Source organism: Novosphingobium sp. GW821-FHT09E05 (assembly GCF_059416165.1).
Window position 1 is genome coordinate 1,308,474 of the sequence record NZ_JBWKOQ010000001.1, and the last position, 26,040, is coordinate 1,334,513.

Here is a 26,040-nt window from a genome sequence, read left to right on the forward strand (position 1 = left end):
CGGCGAGCACTGCCGTCAGTCCCCCCGGGCATCGAAGGTCGTGTATTCGCGGCGGGTGAACAGCCACTGCCCGTCGATCTTCGCCAGTTCGTCCACGTAGCGGCCGCGCAGGCGCATGGTCTTGCCGGTGGCGGGATCCTCGAAGATTTCCGAGGTATAGGAAATCGCCGAGGCCCGCTCGCCATCGACGAGGATTTCGCCGGGGTGGGCGACGTAGACCATCGGCCGGGCCGCGCCGCCGCCGAGGCCGTAGTGCTTCATCGATCCGGTCCAGCCCGCGACGATCGCCGCCTTGCCGGTGAAGCCGCCGAGGTCGGGGAACTCGGGGAGGGCCCAGAAGGCATCGTCGGCCCAGGTGGCGGCCCATGCCTCGGCGTCGCGGGTCATGACGCCGTGGGCATAGGTGTCGAGCAGTTCGCGGATGAGGATGCGGTCCTCGAGCGGGCCGGTGAATGCCATTTTCCGCCTCCTACCAGGGGTGCTTTTCGCCGTTCCACTTGTAGAACGCGCCCGAGTCCTCGAGCGTCCAGCCGTCGGTGAGGCGGGCGATGGCCGCGGCGCTTTCCTGCGGGGTGATGTCGGCGCCCGAGCCGCCCATGTCGGTCTGGACCCAGCCCGGATGGACGAGGCCGACGACGATGCCCCGGTCCTTGAGGTCTATCGCGACCGAGCGCATAAGTCCGTTCAGCCCGGCCTTGGTGGCGACGTAGGCGTAATACCCGCCGTAGGGCCAGGTCGACGCGGCCAGCTGGCTGGAGAAGTTGATGACTATCGATCCCGCGCCGAGGCGGGGCAGGAAGGCGCTGAGAACGCGCAGCGGGCCCTTGAGGTTGATCTCGATCGCTTCGTCGAAATCGGCCCAGTCGACCGTATCGAGCTGGGGTTCCGTTTTACCGCCCACCCCTGCGACGTTGTAGAGCACGTCGATCCCGGCATCTCCCGTCGAGGCGGCACCCGCGGCGACCGAGGCGGTGTCGGCGACGTCCATCGGATGGACCGTGAGCCTGCCGTTCGAAGCGGCGGCAAGGTCGTTGAGGTCGCCCGCGCCCGCAGGGTTGCGCACGAGGCCGAAGACCCGGTCGCCGCGCTCGAGGTGGAGTTTGACGAGCTCGAACGCGATGCCGCGCCCCGCTCCGGTGATTGCCACGTTTGCCATCAGGTTCCTTCCGGGGATTCAGGTTGTCCGGCACGAGCGCGAAGCGCGGCGCCGGTTCGAATCGTTATCTGCCCAACTCTGGGAGGCGCCTTGGCCAGGGGCACCTGTGACTTTGGAGAGAACTGGCGTTTCGGCACGGCCGGGCCGGTGCAGGGTGATAGCGACTAGGGGTGCGAACCTTGGCGAAGGTAGCAGGCTCCCGTGGTGTAGGAAAACCGGCGACGCCCCGTCTACCGTTCCTCGCTCAGCCGCTGCATCGTGCGGGCGGCGAAATGACGCAGGCGCTCCAGTCGCTCGCCGGTGCCGAAGACCGACGCATGGAGCAGCATGCCCATGTGGATGGCGCTGGTGAAATCGTGCGCCAGCTTGAGATTGTCCCAGTCCTGCTGCCACTGCGGGAACGCCTCGATCATCTCGGCGGTCCAGACCGCGTCGTAACGGCGGGCGGCGGGCTCGAAGATCGCGGCGAGTTCGGGGTCGGTCCGGGCGGCGACCGCGAGTTCGACCCATGCCGCATAGTCGCGCGTCTGGACCGAGCGCCAGTGCGCATCGACCGCCAGTTCGATCATCGGCTCGTCCTCCTGCCGGCTTGCCGCCGCGTCGAAGTAGTCGGCTAGGAAGGTGCGCATGCGGTGGTAGACGACATGATCGACCACGGCCGACACGAGTTCGAGGCGGTTCTGGAAATGATGGTGCATCGCCCCGCGCGAGACTTCGCAGGCACTGGCGACGGCGGCGCTGGTGAGGCCGGGATAGCCGCCATCGACCAGGCAGTCGATCGCGGCCGAGACCAGCCGTTCGCGCATGAGCGCGCTCTTGCGCTGCTGCCATTTCTCGGGGGCCGCCGACTCGAGCGAACGGTCGTGCATGTCCGGCATCAGCGCGGCGAGCATCCGGTCCTGCAGGGACTGTGCTGTCATCGTCTCTCCCCAATGCCTCTCGCTGTGTCGGTCATGCGCCGACGCGGCGACACCTAGCCAAAGTCGCAGGTGAGCATAAGAGCCAAAGGGTAGCATAAAAAACCGGCAGATTAGTCGGTTTATTCCCCTACTCGCTGCAAATTGGGCAAGGGCGCGCAGAAACAGACGCGCCCGGTCCGCCACGGGAGAGTGACAAGGCATGACCGCCACGATTGCGCGTTTCGACATCGAGTCCGAGGTCCGAGACCTTGCCGCAAGGCGAGACATCGCCGACGCGGCGGCGCGCTACATGCGCGGGCTCGACCGGCTCGATCCCGTGCTCCAGCGCACCGCCTTCCACGACGACGCCGTCATCGACTGCGGGCTGATGAAGGGCACGGCGGACGAATTCGTCGATTTCGCGCAAGGGTTCCTCGCCGACATGGGCGCGACGCATCACCTGCTCGGCCAGTCCCGGATCACCGTCGAGGGCGAGACGGCCAGCGGCGAATGGTACTTCCAGGCCTGGCATTCCTCCCACGGGGAGGATGGGCAGCCCCGCGACCTGTTCATCGCCGGCCGCTACCTCGACGACTACGCCTGCCGCGAGGGCGACTGGCGGATCGTGCGCCGCATGCTCGTCACCGACTGGGTCAAGGACGACCCGGGCTCGCTCGACTTTTTCGCTGCCAATCCCGGAGCACCGCGCGGCGGGCGCCGGGGCGAAGATCCCAGCCAGAAATAAGACACAGGAACGCCAAGCCATGAACGTCCAAACCAAGGCATCGCGCTACTCGCCTGACTTCGACATCGAGGTGCGCGGCGATCCGATCACCGCCGACCGCTACATCACCAAGGAGTGGATGGACGGCGAGATGAAGAACCTCTGGCCCAAGGTCTGGCACCTGGGCGGGCTCATCGCCGAGCTGGAGGAGCCGGGCGACATCATCCGGCACAACTTCGCCAAGGAATCGGTCATCATGGTCCGCCAGGAAGACGATTCCATCAAGGCGTTCTACAATTCCTGCCCGCATCGCGGCAACCGCCTGATCCTGGGCGAGAGCGCCAGCGTCATGCGCATCACCTGCGCCTACCACTCCTGGACCTTCGACCTCGACGGCACCCTCGCCAAAGTGCAGGACCCGGACGACTTCGCGGGCGGCACACCCTGCGGAAAGGTCCACCTCTCCGAACTGCGCTGCGAGACCTGGGGCCCGTTCGTGTTCTGGTGCATGGACGACGACGTCGCGCCGCTGCACGAATGGATGGCGCCGCTTCCCGAGCGGCTCAAGGGCTACGGCGTCGACAACTGGGTGCGCGTGCTCAACGTCTCGGCGGAGGCGGACTTCAACTGGAAGATCATCCGCGACAACTTCAACGAGAGCTACCACCTTCCCACCATCCACCCGGAGCTGGCGACCTTCATTAACGACGGCCTGCCCGACACGCTGTTCGAGATGTACCCCTCGGGCCACAATTCGATGTGGATGAAGGGGCACCAGGCCACCACCCGCGTCGACTACCACACCTCCGAAGTCCCCGCTCCGCTGGGCGAGGCGGCGCGCGCCTGGGACATCGATCCCGAGGACTACAACGGCCGCACCGGCGACCTGCGCGAGGCGATCATCGAGGCCAAGCGCCGTCTGGGCCCGGGACGCGGTTACACCAATTACGACAACATGAGCGACCAGCAGCTGGTGGACTACTTCCACTGCACGCTGTTCCCTAACCTCACGCTCACCATGAGCCCCGAGCAGCTTCAGGTCCTGCGCACCGAGCCGCACCCGACCGACCCGGAAAAGTGCGTGTTCCAGCACTGGTGCCTCTATCCGCCGGTCGAGGGCATGAAGGAGGTCTTCACCCCGCTCGGCATGTTGCCGCTGGAGCACGACGCGGTGGCGCGCCATTCGGTCTACGGCGACGGGGTGTCGGTGGGCTACGTCGCCGACCAGGACCTCTCGATCGGCACCAGCCAGCAGCAGGGCCTGAACTCGCGCGGGTTCAAGGGCTGCATCCTGCCCGGCCAGGAAAAGCGCATCCAGCGCTTCCACGAACTGCTCGACGATTACGTGAAGGGCCCAGGGGCTCAGGCGCAGTGACGGCTTGCCCGGTCGAGGACCGGCTGGCGATCGAGGACCTGCTGGTCGCCTATGCTCATGCGGTCGACAGCCTCCACGACCTCGACGGCATCTGCGCCGTCTTCGTCGAGGACGCGGTGTTCGACCTGTCGGGGATCGGTTTTCCCAGCCTGAATGGGCACGCCGAGATCCGCGGGTTCTTCGCCGATACCTTCGCGGCGATGGCGGCGCAGGCGCACTACCTCACCAACTTCGCGATCACCGCCTACGACGGCCATACCGCCTCGATCCGCGCCTATGTGACCGGCATGGGCCGGTACAAGGCGGGCGGCGGGATCACTGTGCACGGGCGCTACTACTTCGACGTGGTGCGGACCGCTGCGGGCTGGAAAGCGGCGCGCTACACGATGGACTTCCTCATCCCGCCGGAGGGGTGAGCGTTAGGGCCCTCGTTCAGACCTTTCCCCACACCCGCCGTCGCCCCCGCGAAGGCGGGGGCCCCGCTTCCTTGCGCGAGAACAAGAACAAGCGGGGTCCCCGCCTGCGCGGGGACGACGGGGTTCTTAGTGTTGGTTTTAACGTTGGGGTCTAAGCGGACTCGCTTCAAACCCCCGCCAAACTCACGCCGAAGATCTCCCGCCTCGGCCACCCGTCCGCGTCGTAGACCGGCTCCACGCCCGAGGCCGAGTAGATCTGCACCCCGAAGCCGGTCAGTTCGTAAGTTTCCAGATGCCCCCGCATGGCCGCGTAGGAAGCGTGGGCGAAGTGGCGCAGCAGGGCCTCCTCGCTCTCCCATTCCTCGTAGACGTGCATCAGGCCGGGATCGAGCGGATCGACGGCCCAGTTGTACGCGGTGCAGCCCTCCTCCTCGCGGCTGGCGCCGATGTGGGCCGCGCCGCCGAGGATGATCTGGGCGCAGGTTGTCTCGTCGCCGGCGAAACGCAGCCAGCCGGCCACTATGATGCGCATGGAATGGTCCTCTCTCGGTATCGTGCACAGAGGCTAGGAGCGGGCGCGCCCCCGCGCCGCTGGCACTTTGCACAGGGGCCCTTGGCAAGCGCCCCGTTGCCCGCCGCTTTCGCGCCGGCAAAGTTCGGCGACAGCTATTGCGATCCAGTTGCATCTAACGCCGTTATCTGGCAGCGGGGCGGCATGACCTTAGACCTGCTTCCCATCGGCCAGGGCGCACGCATCGTCGCCGTGGACTGGCCCGTTCTCGTCCAGGAAGAGGCACGGCGCCTGCGCGCGCTGGGCCTGGAGGAGGGCGCCCGGGTGCAAGTCGCGCACAGGGGGATTCTCGGATCGAGCGACCCCATCGCCATCACCGTCGGCCGCATGACCGTGGCGGTGCGCCGGGTCCATGCCGCCGCGATGGAAGTGGAAGCGCTGTGAGCCGCCAACGCAAGGTCGCGCTTGTCGGCAATCCCAACGCCGGCAAGAGCGCCCTGTTCAACGCGCTGACCGGCGCGCGCCAGAAGATCGCCAATTATCCCGGCGTCACCGTCGAGCGCAAGTCCGGCCGCTTCGTGCTGCCGACCGGCGAGCCGGTGGAGATGACCGACCTGCCGGGCGCCTACGGCCTCGATGCGACCAGCCCCGACGAGGAAGTGACCTCCAAGGTCATCCGCGGCGCCTTCGAAGGCGAGGCGATCCCCGACGTGCTGGTCATCGTGCTCGACGCCTCGAACCTCGAACAGCACCTGGTGTTCGCGCAGGAAGTGCTGGCGCTGGGCAAGCCGAGCGTCGTCGCGCTCAACATGGTCGACCTCGCCGAGCGCGACGGCCTCGTCCTCGATCCCGCCGTGCTGGCCGAGGAACTGGGCGTGCCCGTGATCCCCACCGTCGCCGTGCGCCGCCGCGGCCTCGCCGAACTGGGCGAGGCGATCGCCGCCGCCGGCGAACGCCACGCCGGACCCGGCCTCACCGATCTCGGCCCGACCGAACGGCGCGTCGCCGCGCATGCCATGGCCGGCGCCGCGATCCTCTCCGAATCCAAGACCTATCGCATGCATGCGAGCCTCGACCGCGTGCTGCTGCATCCGTGGCTCGGCTTCATGGTCATGCTCGGCATCCTGTTCATCGTGTTCCAGGCGGTGTTCGCCTGGGCGACGCCGTTCGCGGACGCCATCGAGGCGGGCATCGGTGCGCTTCACGACGGCGTTCAGGCGACCCTGCCGGCCAGCCTGCTGCGCGACCTTGTCACCGAGGGCGTGATCGCGGGCGTCGGCTCGGTCCTGGTGTTCCTGCCGCAGATCGTCATCCTGTTCGCCTTCATCCTGGCGCTCGAGGCGTCGGGCTACATGGCGCGTGCGGCGTTCCTGATGGACCGGCTGATGGCCTTCGTCGGGCTTTCCGGGCGCAGCTTCATCCCGCTGCTGTCCAGCTTTGCCTGCGCCATTCCCGGCATCATGGCGACGCGCTCGATCTCCGATCCCAAGGACCGGCTGACGACGATCCTGATCGCGCCGATGATGACCTGCTCGGCGCGCCTGCCGGTCTACACCGTCATTATCGGCGCCTTCATCCCCAACACCAATGTCGGGCTGGGCGTGGGCCTGCAGGGTCTCGTCCTGTTCGCGCTGTTCCTGGCGGGGATTGTCGGGGCGATCGTGGTGGCGCTGGTCATGCGCCTGTCGATCACCAAGGGCGCCGCCTCGGGCTTCATCATGGAGATGCCCAAGTACCAGATGCCGCGCCTCAAGGACATGGCGATCGGCCTGTGGCAGCGTGCGTGGATCTTCCTGCGCCGCGCCGGCACGATCATCTTCACGGTGACCGTGGTGCTGTGGCTGATGCTCAATTTCCCGAAGGCCGGGCCCGGCGAAAGCCAGGTCGACGTCTCGTTCGCGGGCAGGATCGCCAACGGTCTCGCCGTCGTGGTCGAGCCGATCGGCTTCAACCGCGACATGGCGCTGGCGCTGATCCCCGCGATGGCCGCGCGCGAGGTCGCGGTCGCCTCGCTGGCGACGACTTACGCCGTCGACGCGGGCGACAACGAGGACGAGCAGGCGCAGGAACTGGGCGACCAGCTCAAGCGCCGCTGGACCCTGCCGATGGCGCTGGCCTTCCTGGCGTGGTTCGTCTTCGCGCCGCAGTGCATGTCGACGATCGCTGTCACCCGCCGCGAGACCAATGGCTGGAAGTGGCCGATATTCATGCTCGTCTACCTGTTCGCGCTGGCCTACGTCGCAGCGGGCGCGACGTACTGGATCGCGGTGGCGGCGGGGCTGTGACCTCGCCAGGGACCTGACGATTAGGGGGAAAAGACGTCGCGCAGACTGGCCCCGGGCCATGCCTATGCGCTACCCCATCGGCCAAATTCGAAACACGAAAGCGATTCCCGCATGGCAGGCAGCGTCAACAAGGTCATCATCGTCGGCAACCTCGGGGCCGATCCCGAGGTGAAGTCGTTCCAGAACGGCGGGCGCATCGCCAACCTGCGCATCGCCACGTCCGAAACCTGGAAGGACAAGGCCACCGGCGAGCGCAAGGAGCGTACCGAGTGGCACTCGGTCGTGCTCCAGTCCGACGGTCTCGTCGGCGTGGCGGAGCGGTTCCTGCGCAAGGGTTCCAAGGTCTACATCGAAGGCCAGCTGCGCACCCGCAAGTGGCAGGACCAGAACGGCAGCGACCGCTACACCACCGAAGTCTCGGTCGGCGGCATCGGCGGCGTGCTGACCATGCTCGACGGCGCCCAGGGCGGCGGTGGCGGTGCTGGTGGCGGTGGCGGCCAGCGCAGCGGCGGCGGCGGCGGCAGCTGGGGTGAGGGCGCGTCCTCGGGCGGCGGCGCACGTTCCGGCGGTGACGACTGGGGCCGCTCGGGCGGCGGCTCCGGCGGTTCGTCGGGCGGCGGCAGCGACTGGGGCAAGACCGGCGGATCGCCGGGCGGCTTCGGCGACGACCTCGACGACGACATTCCGTTCTGATTCAGGAGAACGCGTAGCGGGCGACGTAGCCGAGGTGATCCGAAAGCGCGTCGCCGCCATTGCTCCCGCCGAAAGGCACTTCGAGACCGCGCAGGTGCATCGGGCCTTCGGACCCCGGGCGGAAGAACTGCTTGTCCTTGCCGCGCTTGCGGATGGCATCGACGTCGGCCTTGAGGGCGGCGGAACAGGCTGAGCAGTCTGCGCTGACGGAGGCTTCCCGTGCGCCGTCCATGAGCCCCCGGGCCGCCGCGACCCGCTCGGCGTCCTTGCCGATGTTGAAGTCTCCTCCGAAGACCAGGTCGGTTTGGGCATCGACGTTGGCGCGGATGAAATCCCGCGCGGCGCGCACCTGCCGCGCAAAGGCCACGTTGGCGCGCGCGACGGGCACGCCCGCCGCCTTGCGCGCGTTGAGGTGCGTATCGGCGACCGCGACGGGGCGCCGGCGACCGGGCAGCGCGATCCAAGCCACCATCACACCCTTGGCCGCGAGGCAGTCGAAGCCTGCGCACATCGCGTCGGAGAACACCATGCGGCGGGTCCTGACGATGGGGTGGTCGGACAGGATCACGAGGCCGCTGTCGAGCCATCGGCCCATGCCTTCCCCGCTCGTCCATGCCGCCTGCCGGGCGAAGTCGTCTTCGCCTGCGCCTGCCCGGACGTCCTCGGGACCTGCCCCGGTCGAGACATGGGCATAGCCCGCCCGCCGGGCGATTTCCTTGGCTTCGGGAATGAAGGCTTCCTGGAGCAGGATCACATCCGGCTGGTGCCCCTCGCGGCGCAGCGTGCGCAGGCCCTCGGCGATCCTGGCGAGCGCCTCGACCCGGCCGCTGGCGAGGGGGAAGGGCAGGCCCTTGACGTTGTACGTCATCACCGAAAGCGTGCCGTCGTCGCGTGCGGGCGCGGCGACCGGCCATTCCGGCGCGGCAGCCGGCGAAGGCCGCGACAGGTTCAGCACGGTGATCGCCGTTACGGCCGCAATGGACATCTTGGTCAGGCGCTTCACGCGATTCGTCCCCCCGAACTTTCGCAGCAGCATTGTCGCTGCGGCGGTCTCTAGGGGGCGCGTGTGAAACTGGCGCTACGGAGCCGTGAAAGTCCCGTGGCAGTTTGCTGAATGGCGGCGGAGATTTACTCCTTGCCCAGCTTCATGCCCTTCAGCGCCGCGAACGGGCTTTCGTCCTCCGGCGTGCCGATGCCTGCCGCCTTGCGCGCCGCGTCGGCCTGCGGGCCGGTGAGGAACGGGTCGATGGCGAGGCCGAGGCTCTGCGTCACCGCTTCACCAAGGTCGATGTACGGGCCGGAATACTCGATCTCATCCCATTCGATGGCGGACAGTTCCACTTCCTCGTCGGGCGCGTAGATGGTCGTTTCGGGCACGAAGCGGAAGTACAGCGGCTCGTCGATCGACACGTCCATGTCCTCGGCCGAAACCGCGCAGGGCTGCACGAAGTCGGCCTGGAGCCGCCCGCGTGCCTCGACCCCGCGCTCCTGCCGGTGCAGTTCCAGGTCGGCGACCAGCCGGTCGATCCGCACCAGCCCGAACCGCCGGGCGATCGCCGCGCGCTCGGTCTCGCCGGCTTCGAGGTGGGGTGCCTTGCCTTCGGCCTGGCGGACATCGAGCGTGAGGGAGAATTCGGGGCGGGGAATGTCGGTCATCGTGCGATCCTCGCGGCCAGGAGGTCCTCGGTCGAGGTTGCGTCGATCTGGGCATGGAGCCGGCGAACCTCGGCGGCGAGCCAGGGCTTTTCCGCGCTCTGCGTCAGCGTCACGTTGCGTTCCAGCGCGGCGGCGAGCGCCGCGTCGTCTTTCTGCGCCAGCGCCTCGCGCAGCGCGCCGATGCGCCCGCCCAGCACGCTCATCAACTGCCCCATGCGCTTGCCGACGCCGAGGTCGCCCACGCCCGACTGGCGCAGCTGGCCGTCCATGTCGTCGACGAACAGTTCGGTGAGGCGCACAGAGGGCTCGATCAGCGCGTCGTCGGCTGCCTTGTCGCGCTCCATCCGCAGCATCACGAGCGCCATGACCAGCGTCACCGCGTCGAACCGGCCGGGCACGGTGTCGGCCACGCCGCCGGTGGCATACCAGGGCTTCTCGCGCGCGATTTCGACCACGCGGTGCCACAGCGGGCGGACCGCGTCTCGGGTGTCGGTGCGCTTGCCCAGCAGGCGGGAGATCAGGGACACGGAAAAACGGAGCCTTTCGTTCAGGAGCCTACGCTCAAGCACTTGTTCAGCGGCAATTCAAGCGACTGACCCCAACCAGCATTGCGCGGGCGCGTTCGGGGCCTTAAGGCCGGATGGCGATATATGGGTCTGGCGGCAGCTGGCAATGGCCGGCGCCGCAAATGCCTTACGTTTTGGAGTGTTGAAATGCGCAAGGTGGGTCTCAAGGCCGGGACGGCAGGCATGGTTCTGGTACTGGCCACGTTGGCCAGCGGCTGCACGTCGATCCGCGACCATCGCGGCTACCTGGTGGACCAGTCGCTGATCGATTCGGTTCAGCCCGGCATCGACAACCGCCTCTCGGTGGAAAAGACCCTCGGCCGTCCGACCTTCGAAAGCCAGTTCGGCGAGAAGGACTGGTACTACCTCTCGCAGACGGTGAAGACCCCGCCGTTCCGCAGCGCCCGCACCTCCGAGCAGACCGTTCTGCGCGTCCGCTTCGATCCCGCCGGCAACGTGGTGAACGTCGAGAAGCGCGGCATGGAGCAGGTCGCCCGGCTCGATCCGGACGGCCACACCACGCCGACGCTGGGCCGCCATCGCAGCCTGCTGGAAGACCTGTTCGGCAATATCGGCGCGGTCGGTGCCGCCGGCATGGGCGGTGGGGCGACTCCGCAGGGTCCGGGACCGAACGGCAGCTGATCGCCGTCGATCGCGAGGGCAGGGCGCGCCACGCCTTGAACCTCGCGGCGTGCGGCATATATCCGCGCCCATGAACAGCAACGGGGCGAGCCACGGCCTTATCGAGTGGCACGGGACGACCATCATCGGCGTGCGCAAGGGCGGCAAGACCGTCATCGCCGGTGATGGCCAGGTTTCCATGGGCAATACGGTGATGAAGCCGAACGCCCGCAAGGTCCGGCGTATCGGCGAGGGCGGTCAGGTCATCGTCGGCTTCGCCGGCGCCACCGCCGACGCCTTCACGCTCTTCGAACGCCTCGAACGCAAGCTGGAGCAGCACCGCGGGCAGCTTATGCGCGCCGCGGTCGAACTCGCCAAGGACTGGCGCACCGACAAGTACCTGCGCAATCTCGAGGCGCTGATGATCGTCGCCGACACCGAGACGCTGCTGGTGCTCACCGGCAACGGCGACGTGCTCGAGCCCGAAGGTGGGATCACCGCGATCGGTTCGGGCGGCAACTACGCGCTCGCCGCCGCCCGCGCGCTCGACGCCTACGAAGACGACGCCGAGACCATCGCGCGCAAGGCGATGCAGGTCGCCGCCGACATCTGCGTCTTCACCAACGACCGCGTGACGGTCGAAACCGTCTAGCACGCCCGTGGCTATCTCCCCTTCAGCGGAGAGATACGAAGGCTTGCGAGCGTATCGAGTTAGCCGGAGTTGAGAGGGGCCAGCGAGGCGCGATCCCCTCTCCCCACCTTCTCCCTTCAAGGGGAGAGGGCTCAGGAAAAGAGAACGACATGAACGACAATCTCACCCCCAAGGCGATCGTCGCCGCGCTCGACGCCCATATCGTCGGCCAGACCGACGCCAAGAAGGCCGTCGCCGTCGCGCTGCGCAACCGCTGGCGTCGCCAGCGCCTCGGCGCCGACCTGCGCGACGAGGTGACCCCCAAGAACATCCTGATGATCGGCCCGACCGGCTGCGGCAAGACCGAGATCAGCCGCCGCCTGGCCAGGCTGGCCGACGCGCCCTTCGTGAAGGTGGAAGCCACCAAGTTCACCGAAGTCGGCTACGTCGGCCGTGACGTCGAGCAGATCGCCCGCGACCTGGTGGAAGAAGCGATCCGGCTCGAGAAGGAGCGCCGCCGCGAATCGGTGCGCGAGGCGGCCAGCAAGGCGGCGATGGACCGACTGCTCAATGCGCTCGTGGGCGAGGGCGCCTCGGAAGCGACGCGCGCCGCCTTCCATCAGCGCATCACCCAGAACGCCATGAACGAGACCGAGGTCGAACTCGAGGTCGAGGACGCGCCGGCGGGCCCGATGGAGATCCCCGGCATGGGCGGCTCGGTCGGCATGATCAACCTCGGCGACATCATGGGCAAGCTGGGCGGCCAGAAGATGAAGCGCCGCAAGATGAAGGTGCCCGACGCCTGGGACAAGCTGGTCGACGAGGAGTCGGAAAAGCGCATGGACCAGGACGACGTCGCCCGCGTCGCACTGGCGAATGCGGAGTCGAACGGCATCGTCTTCCTCGACGAGATCGACAAGATCGCGGTTTCCGACGTGCGAGGCGGCTCCGTCTCCCGCGAAGGCGTGCAGCGCGACCTGCTGCCGCTGATCGAGGGTACCACGGTCGCCACCAAGTACGGCCCGATGAAGACCGACCACGTCCTCTTCATCGCCAGCGGCGCCTTCCACGTCTCCAAGCCGAGCGACATGCTGCCCGAACTCCAGGGCCGCCTGCCGATCCGCGTCGAGCTGAAAGCGCTGACCGAAGAGGACTTCGTGCGCATCCTGTCGGAAACGCGCGCCAACCTCGTCGCCCAGTACAAGGCGCTGCTCGGCACCGAGGAAGTGACCATCGAGGTCACCCCCGGCGCCATCCGCGAAGTCGCCCGCATCGCCGCGCAGGTGAACGAGAGCGTCGAGAACATCGGCGCTCGCCGCCTGCAGACGGTGATGGAAAAGCTGCTCGAGGAACTCAGCTTCGAGGCAGAGGACCGCAAGGGCGAGACCGTCACGATCGACGAGGCCTACGTGCGCGACAAGCTGGAAGGCCTCGCGGGCAACACCGACCTGTCGAAGTACATTCTCTGACTTTAGCTGTCGTCCCCGGGCGCGCCGGGGACGACGCGTTGTTCCTTGAATGTTCTCGGGAATCGGCTAGCCTCCGCTGCGGAGGAGAATCGTGATGAAGCTCGAAGGTGGATGCCAGTGCGGCGCGGTGCGCTACAGCGTCGAGGGTGACCCCCAGCATGTGGCGCTGTGCCATTGCCGTGACTGCCGCAAGTCGTCCGGCGCACCCGCGGTGGCGTGGGCTGCCTATTCCGCGCCGGAATTCGTGCTGACCTTGGGCTCGCCCTCGGCCTACAATTCCAGCGGCGCGGCGATGCGCCACTTCTGCCCGACCTGCGGCTCGGGGCTCTATTACATCAACGAGGAGGTCCTGCCCGGCCTCGTCGACATCCAGGTTGCCACGCTCGACGATCCCGATGCCCTGACCCCGCAGGCACAGATCCAGGTGGCCGAGCGGATCGGCTGGATGAAGGACATCGCCGCCCTCCACGAATTCGAGCGCTTCCCGGGGTGAGCGACGGCGAGACGGTGATTACGCGCACCATCGGAGCGAGCGATCTTACTCTCGAACGCGATGGCGCCCGGCTCTACCCCTCGTTTGGCCGTGCCGATCCTTGCCGGTCTCGAGCATGTGCTTGCCTCGTGGCCCCAGGGCCGCGCCGGGGTGCGTATCTCCGGTGAACCGCAACTGGCACGGCTGCTGGGCGAGGATTTCCCGGTCGGTGCGCAGGTACTCACGGTCATCGGCGGCGGCATGCGGCCGGTCCGGGCGGTCCTGTTCGACAAGAGCGGGTCGGTGGACTGGTCGCTGGGCTGGCATCAGGACCGGACGATCGCGCTGCGTGCTTTCGCGCAGGTGCCCGGGTTCGGTCCATGGTCGGTGAAGCAGGGCATCACTCATGCCGAACCGCCCTTCGCGCTGCTCGAAGCGATGCTGACGGTTCGCATCTATCTCGATCCCGTGGACGAAGACAACGCGCCCCTGTTGATCGCACTGGATCTCATCGTCTCGGCAAGGTTCCGGCAGCCGATGCGCAAGCCATTGCCCTGCGCAGCCCCGTCCATGCCTGCCTCGCCGAACGGGGCGACGTGTGGTTCTACAGGACGCCGATCCTGCATGCCTCGAATGCGGCACGGCCCGGCCGGAGGCGGCGCGTGCTCCAGGTCGACTACGCGCCGGGGGACTTGCCAGCCGGACTGGAATGGCTAGGCATCTGAGCCTGATTTGAGAAAGACCGCGCCATGTTCGACACGCCCGACGATCGTCCCGTCTACCGCCTGCTCACCGGAGCGGATGACCGCGCCTTCTGCGAGCGGGTGTCCGAGGCGCTCGCGCAGGGCTGGCGGCTCTATGGCTCGCCCACATTGGCCTGGGACACGGCGGAAAACTGCATGAAGGCGGCCCAGGCCGTCGTCTGGCACGAGGCCGTCGTCGTCAGGTAATCCGCGGTCTCAGGCAGGTTTTCCCCATGCCCGGCAGGATCCCTGTTGCTGGCCCTGCGCCGCGCACACCTTTGCCATTCCGGCCTCGATCCGGGCGAAGACGGCCGCTCCCCCGTGCGTCTGGCTCCATTTGCGCATCAGGTCGCCCCAGGCGGTGACCTTGACGCGCGTGCGCTGGTAATAGCTGCCGGGGTTGCGCGCGAGTTCGTCCAGCACGGCATGGGCGCTGGCTTCGACGGCGGCCTTGTCCCCGGGCGCCTGGCGCAGCACCGTCTTCGCATATTCGAGCGCCCACTGGACGCGCGTCGCGGGGCCTTCCGCCTTCTCGTAGGCCTTGCGGGCCCAGTCGATGGCGCCCTGCGCATCGCCGCTTTCCTCGGCGAGGCTCGCCAGCGAGAGCATGTAATAATAGGGCGAGGCCGAACGGGCGAGTTCCGAAGTCAGGAGTGCCCTGGCGCCCCTGTCGTCGCCTGCCTCGTGCAGCAGGTCAGCGGCGTTCGAGATGACCGACTGGCGCACCATCGCGTCCTTCGCCGCGCCGTCGGCCCAGGCGGTGCGGGCCCGGACCTTGGCGAGCGTGGCGGGAGAGACATTGCCGCCCGCCGCCTTGTCCAGGGCAAGGTCGGCGGCGACGGTGCCCAGGCGGTCGGGGACAGGCAGGGCCGGGTCGGCATGGACCTTGTCCAGCGCCGCCACCAGCGCCCGGCCAAGCGCCGATCGCTGCGCCGCATCGGGCAGGGCGGCGACCAGAGCGGGGATGGCGTAGCTGAGTTCCTGCCGGCTGGCCGTCACTTCGTCGGGGTTGGCAAGCACGCCGGGCAGCACGCTGACGAGGCTGGCCTGCTGCGCCGGCGTCAGGACGTACTGGCCATCATCAGCGTGCGGCGCCGCGCCCGTCGCCAGGGCGAGCAGGGCGAAGCGGCGCTTGAGCGCGGGCTCCGGCGAGGCGTCGGCCAGCTTGGCCAGCAGGGCGCTCGCATGGGCGGGATCGCCGAAGTGACGCGGATCGTTCTGCCAGTCGAACCCGGAAAGCAGTTGCCGGTCCTCCGCCGAGAGCGCTGCCGGGTCCTTCTCCGCGGTGCCCAGCAGGGCCTCCACCGAGCCCGTGCGCGACGCCGCGAGTCGCAGCACGTCGGACACCTTGGCGACCGTCGCTCCGCTTGAGACCCGCGTGATTTCGGAACCGTCGGCCCGCAGGACGATCACCGTGGGATAGCCGCTGATGCCGAAGCGTTCGCCCCAGCGCTGTGCGCCTTCGGAATCGCCATCGAGATAGACCGGCACGAAATTGCGGGTCTGCGCGACGAACGCGGCGTCCCTGAACAGCGTCGACTTGAGTTGGTTGCAGGGAGGGCACCATTTGGCCCCCCAGTAGAGCAGCACGGGCTTGCCGCTCTCCTTCGCTTCCGCCAGCGCGTCGTCCACGTCGCCTTCGCGCCATGCCACTTCCTGCGTGGTGGCGGGCGCCGCCTTTTCGGCGTCCTGCCGGCATCCGGGAAGCCCGCCCGCCATCAGAATGCCCAGCATGGCCGCCATCGCCAGCTTCGGGCCGGTAGTGGGGGCGGTCTGGTGGGGGAGCTTCATCATGCCATCCATCTGGTTGCGCGCAGAAGGCATAGCTTGCAGATGCCGCAGTTGTCTATCGGTTCAATAGACAACTGCGGCATCTGGCTGAAAGCGGTACCAGGGTCGGCGGCATGGAGGGTCCCGCGGGACGTCTCGAAACGTCCTCGCTTGGGCCCACGAGAGGTTGGGAGTTTTGGTCGGAACAGGTGCAAGAGCCAGAACGAAATAAGGGCCGGTCAATGCCGGCCCCGTCTGGGTTCTTGTTTTCACAAGGAAAATGTTGGCTCCCCGAGTATGACCGGGGAGCCAATCCAGCGCCATCCAATGGCGTATAATAGGGGATATAAATCCCCGATATCATTGATTTTTAGCGTCTAGCGGCGTCCACCGTGATCCACCGCCAGCCACGCCTTTATGTGGTAGCGAATGTGGTAACGAAGGTGATGGCTTCGCATGGGAAAGCTGACAGCGCTACAGGTGAAGAACGCTGCGCCGGGTAAGTACGGCGACGGTAAGGGGCTGCTACTCGTCGTCAAGCCGAGCGGTGCGAAGTCGTGGGTGCTGCGCGTCCAGCACCAAGGCAAGCGCGAGGATATCGGCCTTGGTTCAATCGACGATCTGACGCTGGCCGAGGCGCGCGAGCGGGCCGCGCACCTGCGCAAGATCGCGCGGCAGGGCAAGGATGCCCGGGCCGAGCGCGACAAGGAGAAGCGAATCATCCCCACCTTTGCCGAGGCGATCGCGCTCGCCCACGCCGAGCTGGCTAAGGGCTGGGCCGAGAAGACGGGCGATGCCTTCAAGGCGTCCCTGGAGGAACACGCGGGGCCGGTGTTGGGCAAGCACAAGGTCGACGTGATCGCGGCCGAGCACGTGATTGCCGCGCTCGCGCCGATCTGGACGGTGAAGCCCCAGCAGGCGCGCAAGGTGCGGGTGCGCATCCTGCAGGTGCTCGGCTTTGCCAAGGCGCGAGGCTGGCGCACTACGCCCTTGCCTGATGCGGCGGATCTTCGGCGCGGCCTCGCGAAGCAACCGCGTCTGGGCAATTTCGCCGCCATGTCGATCGACGACGTGCCCGGCTACGTCGCCGGCGAGTTGGTGAAGGCGGACACGCCCGCGCGCCTGGCGCTGCTTTTCACGATTTTCACCGCTGCGCGCAGCGGCGAAGTGCGTAATGCACGCTGGTCTCAGTTCGACATGAAGTCGAAGACCTGGACGCGGCCTGCCGAGATCATGAAGGGCGGCCTGGGGCATGTCGTGACGTTGAACGAGGGGGCACTAGCCATCATCGAGCGCGCCAAAGCATTCGGCTCGATAGGGCTGGTGTTCCCGTCGCTCCAGACCGGCGAGGCGCTGTCGGACAACGCCCTGTCCAAGATGATGCGCGATGCCGGCCGCAGCGAGACGGTGCACGGATTCCGTTCGACGTTCCGCGACTGGGCGGCGGAAAAGATGCCGACCATACCGCCCATGGTGGCCGAAATGGCGCTGGCGCACACGGTTGGTACCGCGACCGAGCAAGCTTACCTGAGGTCCGATTTACGGGAGCTACGCTTTAAATTGCTGGACGCGTGGAGCCTTTATGTGCTGAGTGGCGCCACCTCACTGGCTTCGAACGTGTTCCAAATACGGTGAACACCGCCACTTTCCCCGCCAAAAATATTTCGACGCGCGGACCTGCAAGAGGAAAATTGGACAGCGATTGGAACTTTCAACGCCTTTTCGGCGGGGGGAGGTAAGGGGTAAAATGGCTGATATCTGCCATTTAGGCTGTCAATCCCTTCGCCATCCACAGGGCAAAATTTCGCTGTTCCATTCAACAAGAATGTGCGTAGATTCTCAGACCGTCTGCTAAACAATCTTGGACGGTTCGAGATGACTACCTTGCTTCGACTGCCGGCTGTTGTGCAACGCACCGGCCTGTCTCGCGCAAAGATCTACGTACTACTTGGTGAGAACAAGTTCCCGCGCCCTGTCAAGCTTGGGGAGCGAGTAAACGTCTGGCCTGATAATGAAATAGAAGACTGGATTACTGCGCGGATTGCGGAGCGTCCAGTTGGTGCCTCGGCTCATGGCGCGTGAGCTGTGCTGCGCCTGCGGGCGAGACCTGCGTCGCGCCCTCGATCTGGTCGAGACCGGCGCAAAGCTGCTGCGCACGATCCTGCCCGACCCGCTTGGCGACTGGATCGCGGCCGAGTGTGATCTTAGCGACGAAGGGCCGAGGATGCGAAGCGTGCACCTCTACGCTGCCTTCGGGTCGTGGCTGGAACAGCAGGGGCTGTCAGCGGCGGATTGGTCGATGACGCGGTTCGGCCGTCAGTTAAGCCAGCGGGGCTTCGCGATCGTGAAAGATGGTCATGGGCGGAAGGTGCGCCTGGGCATCCGTGTTCGCGCGCTGCACGACGATCTGGACAATCATGCTCAAGGTGCTACCGATAGGTCACGCGCGAGGCCGGCGAAGCCGGCCGCCGATATTTCGCTGCCGTTCGACGAGCCGAATTCAGTCGAGATGCGGGCCGGGCGATGACTGGCTCCAAGCGACGGACGGTGACGGACGGTTGGGCTCAACGACGGACGGTTGAGCGGGGGCACAGGTTCGTTGTCATGGCGGCGGCGCGCCATATTGGTTTCTCGTTTGTGCGCGACGGACGGTGCGACGGTCGGTTGGACGGTCGGAACAAGATAGAACCGTCCGTCGGCCAACAGGCTGAATTAGAACCACTTTCCCTCAGCCGACGGACTGTGACGGACGGTTCAAAGCACTTTCTAGCCCTTCATGTGTGCGCCTACCTACGCGTAGGCCTCAACATATATATACCGTCCGTCACCGTCCGTTACCGTCCATCCCGTTCAACTCTTCTCTTTCAAGAGAAGTTGATTGAACCTCAGATTGCTACCCTGAAGGAGCTGGGAGGCTTTAGCGGGTGGTCGGGGTTCAAACACACATCTGAGGTTGAACCCCCTGCCTCGCGACTGTGCTCCATTTTTGGATCGCAGGCCGGCGGGGGGGGTGGTCGAAAGTCTCGAAGGTCGCCAGCCCCATGACCGCCGTCCCTATCATTCGCAGATTTTATTCCTGAGCAGCGGATTTCCCGGGCCCTCGGGCCGAGACGCTGCCCGCTGGGAGGCCGTAAGAGCGCTGCCGGGCCTGTCGCCTTTCGCGCTGGCCCTCGCTGCTGGCTTCGCGTTCCTGCCAGCGCTGACGGCGCAGGCGGCCTGCCTGCAACCCGTGTTGTGCCAGTCGATTTTGCCGGGCTCCGCGCCAGCAATTGATTCCGGTTCATGCGGATCGGCCGCCCGCCATGGGTGACGTCGATATGTTTGGCTTTCCGATCGAGGCGCGGCCGGAACGGCGCGGCCGGCCTCGGCACGTGCCGACCGATGCCCAACGCAACCAGGCGCGCGAGCTTCGCGAGCAAGGACAACCCTTGCTCGCCATTGCCCAGGTGCTCGGGATCACAATCCCGACGCTGCTGCTCAACTACCCGAACGAGATGCAAACCAAGTCGCTGGCCTGGCGCAAGCGGGCTCAGCGCGAAGGCATGGAGTGATGACGATGAAGATCAGGGAAGCCGGTGCCGCAATGTGCCCCGCATGGAAGGGGCAGGCGCACGACGTGTTGCCCGCGAGCTCGCGGCCGATGCTCGAGGGCCTCGGGCGGCTATCGCGCATCCGCTCGGCATTGGAGATCCTGCCCCCCGGCGATCGGAAGGAACTGCTCGAGGCGCTGGACGAGCTGACACGGCCGATGAGCCCCCGCGAACTGGATCAAGCGTTGATCGCGACCGGCCTTACCAGGGGCGATCGCAAGCGCTTGGTGGCGGCGCTGAAGGATTACCCGATTTTGATGGTGTCGCACTGATGTTGGACGATCGCGAAGAGGCCAGCGCTGGTCGGATCGAGGCAACGCGCCGCGTGCACCGCAAGACATCCGCGTGGTGCGCCGAGCGCGGCGCCACAGGCGAGGAAGCGACGATTGCGATCGTCTATGCCGCGTTCGATCAGGTGGAGCGCCATGCTGGCCCTGAAATGGCGGCAATCGAATGGCTGCGGACCGCCATCGACGTTTTGGAGCAGGGTGTAATGGCAGGTGTACGGCGTGCCGAAAGTGATGGCTGAGATGGCCGCAAAAATCGCCGGCCGGCAAAGCCGGCCACTGGTTGACCTATCGGTAGAACCCCGTTCTGTTCGGCCTCGGGCGATCGGTCTGCGGGTGTTTGCCATGGCTCGCCCAAGGCGGCCCGCTGATGAACGTAAACTCGTTGCAAAGGCAGCGCTTGAGCTAGGGGCAGAAGGCTCCCGGCGCTCTCAGGCGCTTGTGGTCGCGGAAGCGGTGGCGACGCTTGCGGTGGCGCAGATCGCAATGGACGAACTGGACGCCGTGATGGCAAAGGGTGCCGCGATCTTCCGCATGCCCGCCGTCGCGGCGCTAGCCTTCGCCGACGACGCCGTCGCGCCAGAAATGGTTATGACTGAGGCAACGGCGGCCTTCCAACGGCGCGGATGCCGGCACGCCGAGGTAGGCGAGCGTCCAGCGCTCGATTCTGCGCTACGGAATGCGGTGACGGCGCGCCTTTCAGAGCGATATCGCCGCACCTGAATTTATTTTCGCGGTTGGGCAGAAACCGTATTTTCGCCCACCCGGACCGCGCAACTTGAAGCCTGACTTCGACACGAAAGGCTTCCCATGCCCCCTCTACCCAAAGCTATTATCAAGGCCTCTGCCGTTCCTCGCGGCATGGGCGGCTCGCCTCGGGCCCAGTCCGATCCGGCTACGATCCTCGGGGAAATCAAGGCGGCGCAGGATGACTTCAAGGATCGCTACAATAGGCGGGTAGACGATCTGGAAGCGGCGATTAACGCTCGCCTCGGCAGTGATGCCCTCGCCGCCATTGGAGGTGGCGTGCTTGGCGGCGTTGCCGCCGGCGGCCCCGGCATTGACCCAGAATATACCGAACTGTTCGCCTCGTTCGTCCGCAGTGGCGTCGGCGAGGGCGACATTCGGAAGGCAAATGCTGAGGGATTCCGCGCGCAAATCAATGCTGCGCTTTCCACCGGCTCTTCGAGTGACGGCGGCTATCTCGCCCCGAGCGAATGGGACCGGGAGGTCCGTAAGAGCCAAGTCGCGATTTCCCCGATGCGCCGCCTGGCTACCGTCCAGAATACCGGTGTCCGCGCATTTACCACGATCTGGAACAATGCCTTGTGGGGCACAGGATGGGTCGGTGAAACCGCATCTCGTCCGGCGACTTCGACGCCAACTTTCTTTACGCTCGAATTTGCCGCAGGCGAAATCTACTCAAATGTCCCGGTCAGCCAGCAGCTTCTCGATGACGCTCAATTCAACGCCGAACAGTGGCTGGCGGCCGAGATGGCCACCGAATTTGCGCGTCAGGAAAGCATCGCGTTCGTTTCCGGCAACGGCGTGAACAAGCCTTTCGGTTTCCTCACCTACGTCGACGGTGGGGCGGGCGATGATCGTCATCCTGGCGGAAACCTGACTGTGGCCCCAGTCGCGTCACCTACGGTAATCGCCGCCGACGAACTGGTCGATTTCGTTTATTCGCTGTCTGCGCCCTATCGCGTCGGCGCGGCTTGGCTGATGAACAGCTCGACGGCTGCAAGGCTCGCCAAGCTAAAGGACGGGGACGGCAATTTCCTGTGGCGCGAAGCGTTCACTGCCGGCCAGCCTGCAACCTTGCTCGGCTATCCGGTGGAGATCGACGAGGGCATGCCTAGCGCTGTGGCAGGAGCGATGCCGATCGCGTTCGGCGACTTCAAGCGCGGTTACCTCATCAACGACCGTTGGGGTACCAGGCTTCTGCGCGACCCCTACACCAACAAGCCCTTCGTGATGTTCTACTCGACGAAGCGCGTAGGTGGCGGCTTGCTCGATCCAAACGCTATCCGTCTCCTCAAGATGGCGGCTGCCTGACCCCCCGTCGAGCGGCGCCAGTCCATGGGCGCCGCTTGATGCGCCGCCGGTAGTGTGGGGCTCGCACTGCCGGCGGCTTTTTCATTTCGGAGATCGCGCATGCCCGCCGCTGACGTTCAAAGCCTATTCCTTCAGGTTGACGCTTCCGTCGAGCTGCTACGCCGAAACCTCGCTGCCGGCGAACAGCCGCTCGGCCAGTTCGAGCAACGCGCAGCGCGCATGGCCTCATCGGTCGAGAGCTCGATCGGCAGCATGGGGAAGAATTTCGGCGGTTTCGCGCAGCAGGCACAGAACGCGGCGAAGCAGGCTGAAAAGTCGTTCAACGACAGCTTCACCCAAATTCAGCGCATGGCGGCGCAGGCCATCCAAGCGCCCCAGGTACAGGGCGGCGGGCTTAACCTCGGCGCGGCAGACGCACGGCAGGCGGCTGAGGAAGCGCGGCGCTATGCTATGACGATCGGCACCATCGAGAAGGCCGCGCAGTCCGCTGCGGCCGGGCAGGGCGTCATGACGCAGGAGACGAGGCTCTACCTCGCCGCAGCGTCCGCTGCGCGCATTGAGGCCGAGCGCCACGCGGCCGAGCTGATGCGCGAAGCCGGCGCGCTAGAGCGTCTTGAGATCGAGACGCGTCAGGCTGCAAATGGTCAGCAGATTTTGGCCTCCGGGCATCGCGCGGTCACCGTGTCAGCTGGTCAGCAGCGCCAATCCACAATGATGCTGGGGCAGCAAGTTCAGGACTTCGCCGTGCAGGTCGTGTCCGGGCAGAGCGCCGACATCGCCTTCAGCCAGCAGATCGGGCAGGCTGCATTTGCGGCCCAGGGCATGGGAGGCAAGATGGGCGCCGTTGCAGCCTTCCTCGGCTCCGGATGGGGCGCCGCCGTGCTAGTCGCGACCACCGTGCTCGTGCCTCTCGTCTCCAAGCTTTTCGAGGAAGGGGACGCGCTGGAAGAGGCGGTTGGCAAGCTCAAGAAAAATGCCAACGAGACGGCCATAGCCGACCAGGCGCACCGGATATTCACCGGGACGTTGGAGGGCGAGCTGGTCGCGCAGCGCAGGCTCAACGAGGAAATGGAGCGCGGCCTCAAGAGCCGGGCGCAGGTCAATCGGGAGAACCTGCGATCGTCGCAAAAGACGCTCGACGATGCCCGCACCTACCTGCCGGGGCGGGAACAGACCGTACAGCGCGCTCAGCGCGACTTCGATGCCATCAAGAATAGTCCTCCGCCGATGACGAGCGCCGCTGACGCTGCAGCTTACGGGCGCCGCCTGGCGCAAGCTGATGCCCGGCTGAAGGCGGCTCAGGAGAGCCGAGACGAGCTGCGCGACAAGGATATTCCGAAGAACGAGCGCGCCGTTCGCAACGCCCGCATCTACGTCGCCCAGGACAACGCGGATGTGACGCCGATCGAGCGGCGGTATCGCGACCAGCGAGACGCGGCAATTGCGCAGGCCCAGCGAGACCCGAAAGCAAACCGTACGATCGACGCCACCCTGCAGCGTATCAATGCGGAACGGGATGCGGCTCTCAAGGCTGAACAGGAGCGCAAAAAGGAACCTGCGCGCGCGGCTGCGTCGGCTCGGAGGCAAGAAGCAGTCGAGCGCCGCGCGGAGGCGGCCCGGCAAACGATCCTTTCCGACCAGATCGCGTTCAGCGAACAGGAGCGACAGGCGCGGCGGCGACTACTCGACGCACAGGGCCGATCGGCATCCACAGAGGAAGAGCGCGACCGTCTGGCCCGTGAAGAGGTCGAGGCAGACTATCAGGGGCGCAAAACGAAGATCAGCGCGCAGCTGTCGAAGGGCGACCTCAAGCCGGCCGAGGCGGCGGCGCTGGGTAAGACCAACGATGCAACGCGGGATCAGCTGCTACGCAACATCTCGGCTGATCGAGCCAGAGCGACGATCAGCGCCGGCTTCGATGCGGAAGCGCAGACCAGGCAGACGCAAATTGCGATGCTGCGGATCCGCGAAGACATGGCGATTACCGGCGAGGACCGCCGGGACATTCAGCGCCAGCTTCTTGAACTGGAGCAACAGGAACGCCGCGCGGCGTTGGATTACATCACTAAGACCTCTATCGACCCTTCGGCAGTCATGAATGCCCGCAATGCGCTCAAGTCCCTTCCAGCGTTGGACGAAGCCGAAAAGGCGAACCTCACGCAGCGGCAAGCGGGTCCGCTGGCTCAATATCGCCAGCAGTTGCAAGGCGCGACCGCTGACACGAACACTGCGCTCGAAAGCATCGAGGTTCGTGGCTTCCAGAATATTGAGGATGGTTTCGCCGGGATCATCACCGGGACGCAGAGCGTCGGCGGGGCGTTCAAGCGCATGGCAAATGACATCATCGCGGACCTGGCGCGCGTGGCCGCTCAAAAGCTGCTGCTGAGCATCCTGCCGACGGGTGGAATATTGGCCGGCCTCGGGCTGAGTCGTGGCGGCAAGGTCGAGGGGAAGGCGGGCGGTGGCAAGATCAGTGGTCCGGGAACCGGCACGTCCGACAGCATCCTGGCGATGCTCGGGACCAGGCCGATCATGCTTTCGAACGGGGAGTCGATTGTCACTGCCGCGGCGACCGCCAAATTCTGGCCGGTGATCGATGCCATGAACAAGGGCCGTTTCAAGGGTTTTGCGGGCGGCGGCATGGTGTCCGGACTGCCCTCGATGCCGACCGCGCCGCGCCTGCCGGCGAAGTCGCGCTATGGCGACTATCCGCGCGGCGGGGGAGAGACGCTGATCGTGAAGGTCGACAAGTCCGCGCTGTTCGACGTGCATGTTCAGCGGGCCGCTTCGCCCATGGCACAGGCCGCAGTGATCGGGGGCAGCGAGATGGCGCAGCAAGAAATCGCCGAGCGCCAAGCGCAGGCCCTTACATGAAGGTGTTCAACGTGATGGACGAGAAGCGAATAGCGGCCATGGCCACCGTAGGTGCGAAGCTGGCCCCGGGCTGGTGCGCGGTGTTGCAAAGCGGACTGGACGAGCTGGCCGGCGTCGGCATCGATCGGCAAGCGGCGATCGTGGGCCTCCGCCTTGCCGTAGAGCAAGTCGCCTTGAGTCCGGAGAACTGCGGGCCGGTGGAACCGCGCATCGTCCAGTGAGCGAGCCTGTCCACTTTAGGCTTCCGCCACGCATCGCGCAGCTGGTCCGCGAGGCTCGCGATCGTCGGCAGGCAAAAGCAACTCACCTGGTCTACGTCGCGGCCGAGGCCGGAGCGCGCGATGCGATCGAGCTATACCGTCGCCGGCATCGACAAGGGCTGCATCGGTGCGGCTTCTCGATGTGCGCGGAGCCGGCTCGCGACTAACAGGTATTCAGCCGGCGGGAGGTGGAGGCAATTGCTTCTTCGCAGCTGCGATCGCCTGAATTTCAGCCAAGCGCTTTTGCCGCTTGTCACGCGAAACGTACCAGTCCGTGAACAGCATTTCGATCAGGCCGAGCAAGGCTTCAGCCTCTCCCGGCTCCACATCGACGATCACCCCGTCAACCTCAGTCATGTGCGCGCCGATGTTGCCCACGTCCTTTAGAGCTTTCATGGCTTCAACAGTCTCGGATTCCACGCCCTTCGGGAGGGCATCCGTCTCAAGTAAGCGCTCTAAGGTCTGAATTTCGGCGAACAGCGTCCGCTCTCTAATATTACAAAAATCTCGGATCATGGCTTGCAGGCAGCGGCGAGCGAGAGTTGCTGCCGATTTGGGGCTGAGGTCGATTATCGACCAAGCCTCATTGTAATCTTGGAGCATGGCTTCGGGAACGCTAATCGGAAATGGTTTTCCGCTTGAATTCGGATATGCCCGCATCGAACGGAATGTCGAATTATCGACTACACGTAGCCCGCCGCTACTAAAGCCCGCAGATAACTGAATGGTTATAGTGCATCGGTTGCACTCAGCATTGGCGCATCTGATACCTTGAGAGCTTACAATTACAAGATTTGCGCCTAAACCGGTGATCTCTAGGCAATCACCGATGTGCAAAGAGTTCTTCGAAGAGGCAAACGCCGCGTCGGTGACGACTTGCGGAGTTCCGCAATGTGGACATGTAAAATTCATTCTCGCCCTCGCCCTCGATCGTTCTTAGCGGTGATAGCGAATGGTTCGGCAATTCCCATCCCCACGGGCTCG

General features: G+C 65.8%; 31 protein-coding genes. 22 read left to right on the forward strand and 9 right to left on the reverse strand.

Annotation, left to right across the window (positions count from 1 at the left end):
- Positions 1-15 precede the first annotated feature (15 nt).
- From AC07M9_RS06080 to AC07M9_RS06090, 3 genes are all read right to left on the reverse strand, one after another.
- The gene (locus AC07M9_RS06080) at positions 16-459 is read right to left on the reverse strand and encodes a nuclear transport factor 2 family protein (RefSeq protein WP_494882180.1); all 444 of its coding nucleotides are present in this window, start codon (positions 457-459) and stop codon (positions 16-18) included.
- 10 nt (positions 460-469) lie between these two features.
- Complete coding sequence (locus AC07M9_RS06085) at positions 470-1,156, reverse strand: SDR family oxidoreductase (RefSeq protein ID WP_494882182.1); 687 nt, start codon at positions 1,154-1,156, stop codon at positions 470-472.
- A gap of 230 nt (positions 1,157-1,386) precedes the next feature.
- The gene (locus tag AC07M9_RS06090; protein WP_494882184.1) at positions 1,387-2,076 is read right to left on the reverse strand and encodes a TetR/AcrR family transcriptional regulator; all 690 of its coding nucleotides are present in this window, start codon (positions 2,074-2,076) and stop codon (positions 1,387-1,389) included.
- Positions 2,077-2,275: 199 nt separating this feature from the next.
- On the opposite strand from AC07M9_RS06090, the gene AC07M9_RS06095 reads away from it, so the two are divergent.
- The 3 genes from AC07M9_RS06095 to AC07M9_RS06105 are packed head-to-tail and all read left to right on the forward strand — an operon-like array spanning position 2,276 to position 4,570.
- The gene (locus AC07M9_RS06095; RefSeq protein WP_494882186.1) at positions 2,276-2,800 is read left to right on the forward strand and encodes a nuclear transport factor 2 family protein; all 525 of its coding nucleotides are present in this window, start codon (positions 2,276-2,278) and stop codon (positions 2,798-2,800) included.
- A 19-nt stretch (positions 2,801-2,819) separates the two neighbouring features.
- Entirely contained in the window at positions 2,820-4,154 is a 1,335-nt protein-coding gene (locus tag AC07M9_RS06100) for an aromatic ring-hydroxylating oxygenase subunit alpha (protein ID WP_494882188.1), read from the forward strand.
- Positions 4,151-4,570: a nuclear transport factor 2 family protein gene (locus AC07M9_RS06105; RefSeq protein ID WP_494882190.1), complete on the forward strand. Its 420-nt coding sequence runs from the start codon at positions 4,151-4,153 to the stop codon at positions 4,568-4,570. The genes AC07M9_RS06100 and AC07M9_RS06105 overlap by 4 nt, the downstream gene beginning before the upstream one ends.
- 166 nt (positions 4,571-4,736) lie before the next feature.
- Here AC07M9_RS06105 and AC07M9_RS06110 read toward each other — a convergent pair whose 3' ends face one another.
- Positions 4,737-5,102 carry a putative quinol monooxygenase gene (locus tag AC07M9_RS06110; RefSeq protein WP_494882192.1) on the reverse strand — a complete coding sequence of 122 codons (366 nt, stop codon included), beginning with the start codon at positions 5,100-5,102 and terminating at the stop codon, positions 4,737-4,739.
- Positions 5,103-5,285: 183 nt separating this feature from the next.
- Between AC07M9_RS06110 and AC07M9_RS06115 the strand changes: the two genes are divergently transcribed.
- The 3 genes from AC07M9_RS06115 (at position 5,286) to ssb (ending at position 8,059) form a co-directional block, all read left to right on the forward strand.
- The gene (locus AC07M9_RS06115; RefSeq protein WP_494882194.1) at positions 5,286-5,525 is read left to right on the forward strand and encodes a FeoA family protein; all 240 of its coding nucleotides are present in this window, start codon (positions 5,286-5,288) and stop codon (positions 5,523-5,525) included.
- Positions 5,522-7,366 (forward strand): ferrous iron transporter B, encoded by a 1,845-nt coding sequence (gene feoB / locus AC07M9_RS06120; RefSeq protein ID WP_494882196.1) that lies wholly within the window; start codon positions 5,522-5,524, stop codon positions 7,364-7,366. Before AC07M9_RS06115 ends, feoB begins: the two co-directional genes overlap by 4 nt.
- Before the next feature lie 111 nt (positions 7,367-7,477).
- Entirely contained in the window at positions 7,478-8,059 is a 582-nt protein-coding gene (gene ssb, locus AC07M9_RS06125) for a single-stranded DNA-binding protein (protein WP_494882198.1), read from the forward strand.
- Between the two features lies 1 nt (position 8,060).
- Here the strand turns inward: ssb and AC07M9_RS06130 are convergent, their stop codons facing one another.
- From AC07M9_RS06130 to AC07M9_RS06140, 3 genes are all read right to left on the reverse strand, one after another.
- Positions 8,061-9,062 carry an endonuclease/exonuclease/phosphatase family protein gene (locus tag AC07M9_RS06130; protein WP_494882200.1) on the reverse strand — a complete coding sequence of 334 codons (1,002 nt, stop codon included), beginning with the start codon at positions 9,060-9,062 and terminating at the stop codon, positions 8,061-8,063.
- A gap of 125 nt (positions 9,063-9,187) precedes the next feature.
- Positions 9,188-9,715, reverse strand: a complete 528-nt coding sequence (locus AC07M9_RS06135) for a YceD family protein (RefSeq protein ID WP_494882202.1) — start codon at positions 9,713-9,715, stop codon at positions 9,188-9,190.
- Positions 9,712-10,242: a ubiquinol-cytochrome C chaperone family protein gene (locus AC07M9_RS06140; protein WP_494882204.1), complete on the reverse strand. Its 531-nt coding sequence runs from the start codon at positions 10,240-10,242 to the stop codon at positions 9,712-9,714. The genes AC07M9_RS06135 and AC07M9_RS06140 overlap by 4 nt, the downstream gene beginning before the upstream one ends.
- Positions 10,243-10,428: 186 nt before the next feature.
- Between AC07M9_RS06140 and AC07M9_RS06145 the strand changes: the two genes are divergently transcribed.
- From AC07M9_RS06145 to AC07M9_RS06170, 6 genes are all read left to right on the forward strand, one after another.
- Positions 10,429-10,923: an outer membrane protein assembly factor BamE gene (locus AC07M9_RS06145; protein ID WP_494882206.1), complete on the forward strand. Its 495-nt coding sequence runs from the start codon at positions 10,429-10,431 to the stop codon at positions 10,921-10,923.
- Between the two features lie 70 nt (positions 10,924-10,993).
- Positions 10,994-11,554 carry an ATP-dependent protease subunit HslV gene (hslV, locus tag AC07M9_RS06150; protein ID WP_494882207.1) on the forward strand — a complete coding sequence of 187 codons (561 nt, stop codon included), beginning with the start codon at positions 10,994-10,996 and terminating at the stop codon, positions 11,552-11,554.
- A gap of 149 nt (positions 11,555-11,703) precedes the next feature.
- Positions 11,704-13,002 carry an ATP-dependent protease ATPase subunit HslU gene (hslU, locus tag AC07M9_RS06155; RefSeq protein WP_494882208.1) on the forward strand — a complete coding sequence of 433 codons (1,299 nt, stop codon included), beginning with the start codon at positions 11,704-11,706 and terminating at the stop codon, positions 13,000-13,002.
- 94 nt (positions 13,003-13,096) lie between these two features.
- The gene (locus AC07M9_RS06160; protein WP_494882209.1) at positions 13,097-13,495 is read left to right on the forward strand and encodes a GFA family protein; all 399 of its coding nucleotides are present in this window, start codon (positions 13,097-13,099) and stop codon (positions 13,493-13,495) included.
- 84 nt (positions 13,496-13,579) lie between these two features.
- A complete protein-coding gene (locus tag AC07M9_RS06165) occupies positions 13,580-14,191 on the forward strand; it encodes a hypothetical protein (RefSeq protein WP_494882211.1) in 612 nt (203 codons plus the stop codon).
- Between the two features lie 32 nt (positions 14,192-14,223).
- Positions 14,224-14,424 carry a DUF1737 domain-containing protein gene (locus AC07M9_RS06170; protein ID WP_494882212.1) on the forward strand — a complete coding sequence of 67 codons (201 nt, stop codon included), beginning with the start codon at positions 14,224-14,226 and terminating at the stop codon, positions 14,422-14,424.
- A 9-nt stretch (positions 14,425-14,433) separates the two neighbouring features.
- Here the strand turns inward: AC07M9_RS06170 and AC07M9_RS06175 are convergent, their stop codons facing one another.
- Positions 14,434-16,011, reverse strand: a complete 1,578-nt coding sequence (locus AC07M9_RS06175) for a thioredoxin family protein (RefSeq protein ID WP_494882213.1) — start codon at positions 16,009-16,011, stop codon at positions 14,434-14,436.
- A 432-nt stretch (positions 16,012-16,443) separates the two neighbouring features.
- Between AC07M9_RS06175 and AC07M9_RS06180 the strand changes: the two genes are divergently transcribed.
- The 10 genes from AC07M9_RS06180 (at position 16,444) to AC07M9_RS06225 (ending at position 25,017) form a co-directional block, all read left to right on the forward strand.
- Positions 16,444-17,622, forward strand: a complete 1,179-nt coding sequence (locus tag AC07M9_RS06180) for a tyrosine-type recombinase/integrase (RefSeq protein ID WP_494882215.1) — start codon at positions 16,444-16,446, stop codon at positions 17,620-17,622.
- 240 nt (positions 17,623-17,862) lie between these two features.
- On the forward strand, positions 17,863-18,069 hold the full coding sequence (locus tag AC07M9_RS06185; protein ID WP_494882217.1) for a helix-turn-helix transcriptional regulator: 207 nt from the start codon (positions 17,863-17,865) through the stop codon (positions 18,067-18,069).
- The gene (locus AC07M9_RS06190) at positions 18,059-18,514 is read left to right on the forward strand and encodes a hypothetical protein (protein ID WP_494882219.1); all 456 of its coding nucleotides are present in this window, start codon (positions 18,059-18,061) and stop codon (positions 18,512-18,514) included. Before AC07M9_RS06185 ends, AC07M9_RS06190 begins: the two co-directional genes overlap by 11 nt.
- A 775-nt stretch (positions 18,515-19,289) precedes the next feature.
- Entirely contained in the window at positions 19,290-19,538 is a 249-nt protein-coding gene (locus AC07M9_RS06195) for a hypothetical protein (RefSeq protein ID WP_494882221.1), read from the forward strand.
- Entirely contained in the window at positions 19,538-19,849 is a 312-nt protein-coding gene (locus tag AC07M9_RS06200; RefSeq protein ID WP_494882223.1) for a hypothetical protein, read from the forward strand. The genes AC07M9_RS06195 and AC07M9_RS06200 overlap by 1 nt, the downstream gene beginning before the upstream one ends.
- A complete protein-coding gene (locus AC07M9_RS06205; protein WP_494882225.1) occupies positions 19,849-20,106 on the forward strand; it encodes a hypothetical protein in 258 nt (85 codons plus the stop codon). Before AC07M9_RS06200 ends, AC07M9_RS06205 begins: the two co-directional genes overlap by 1 nt.
- The gene (locus AC07M9_RS06210) at positions 20,087-20,587 is read left to right on the forward strand and encodes a hypothetical protein (RefSeq protein ID WP_494882227.1); all 501 of its coding nucleotides are present in this window, start codon (positions 20,087-20,089) and stop codon (positions 20,585-20,587) included. Before AC07M9_RS06205 ends, AC07M9_RS06210 begins: the two co-directional genes overlap by 20 nt.
- 87 nt (positions 20,588-20,674) lie before the next feature.
- Positions 20,675-21,922 carry a phage major capsid protein gene (locus AC07M9_RS06215; RefSeq protein WP_494882228.1) on the forward strand — a complete coding sequence of 416 codons (1,248 nt, stop codon included), beginning with the start codon at positions 20,675-20,677 and terminating at the stop codon, positions 21,920-21,922.
- 99 nt (positions 21,923-22,021) lie between these two features.
- On the forward strand, positions 22,022-24,796 hold the full coding sequence (locus AC07M9_RS06220; RefSeq protein WP_494882230.1) for a coiled-coil domain-containing protein: 2,775 nt from the start codon (positions 22,022-22,024) through the stop codon (positions 24,794-24,796).
- Positions 24,793-25,017, forward strand: a complete 225-nt coding sequence (locus AC07M9_RS06225) for a hypothetical protein (protein WP_494882232.1) — start codon at positions 24,793-24,795, stop codon at positions 25,015-25,017. The genes AC07M9_RS06220 and AC07M9_RS06225 overlap by 4 nt, the downstream gene beginning before the upstream one ends.
- 213 nt (positions 25,018-25,230) lie before the next feature.
- On the opposite strand, the gene AC07M9_RS06230 is transcribed toward AC07M9_RS06225, so the two are convergent.
- A complete protein-coding gene (locus tag AC07M9_RS06230) occupies positions 25,231-25,893 on the reverse strand; it encodes a DUF4145 domain-containing protein (protein WP_494882234.1) in 663 nt (220 codons plus the stop codon).
- Between the last annotated feature and the right edge of the window lie 147 nt (positions 25,894-26,040).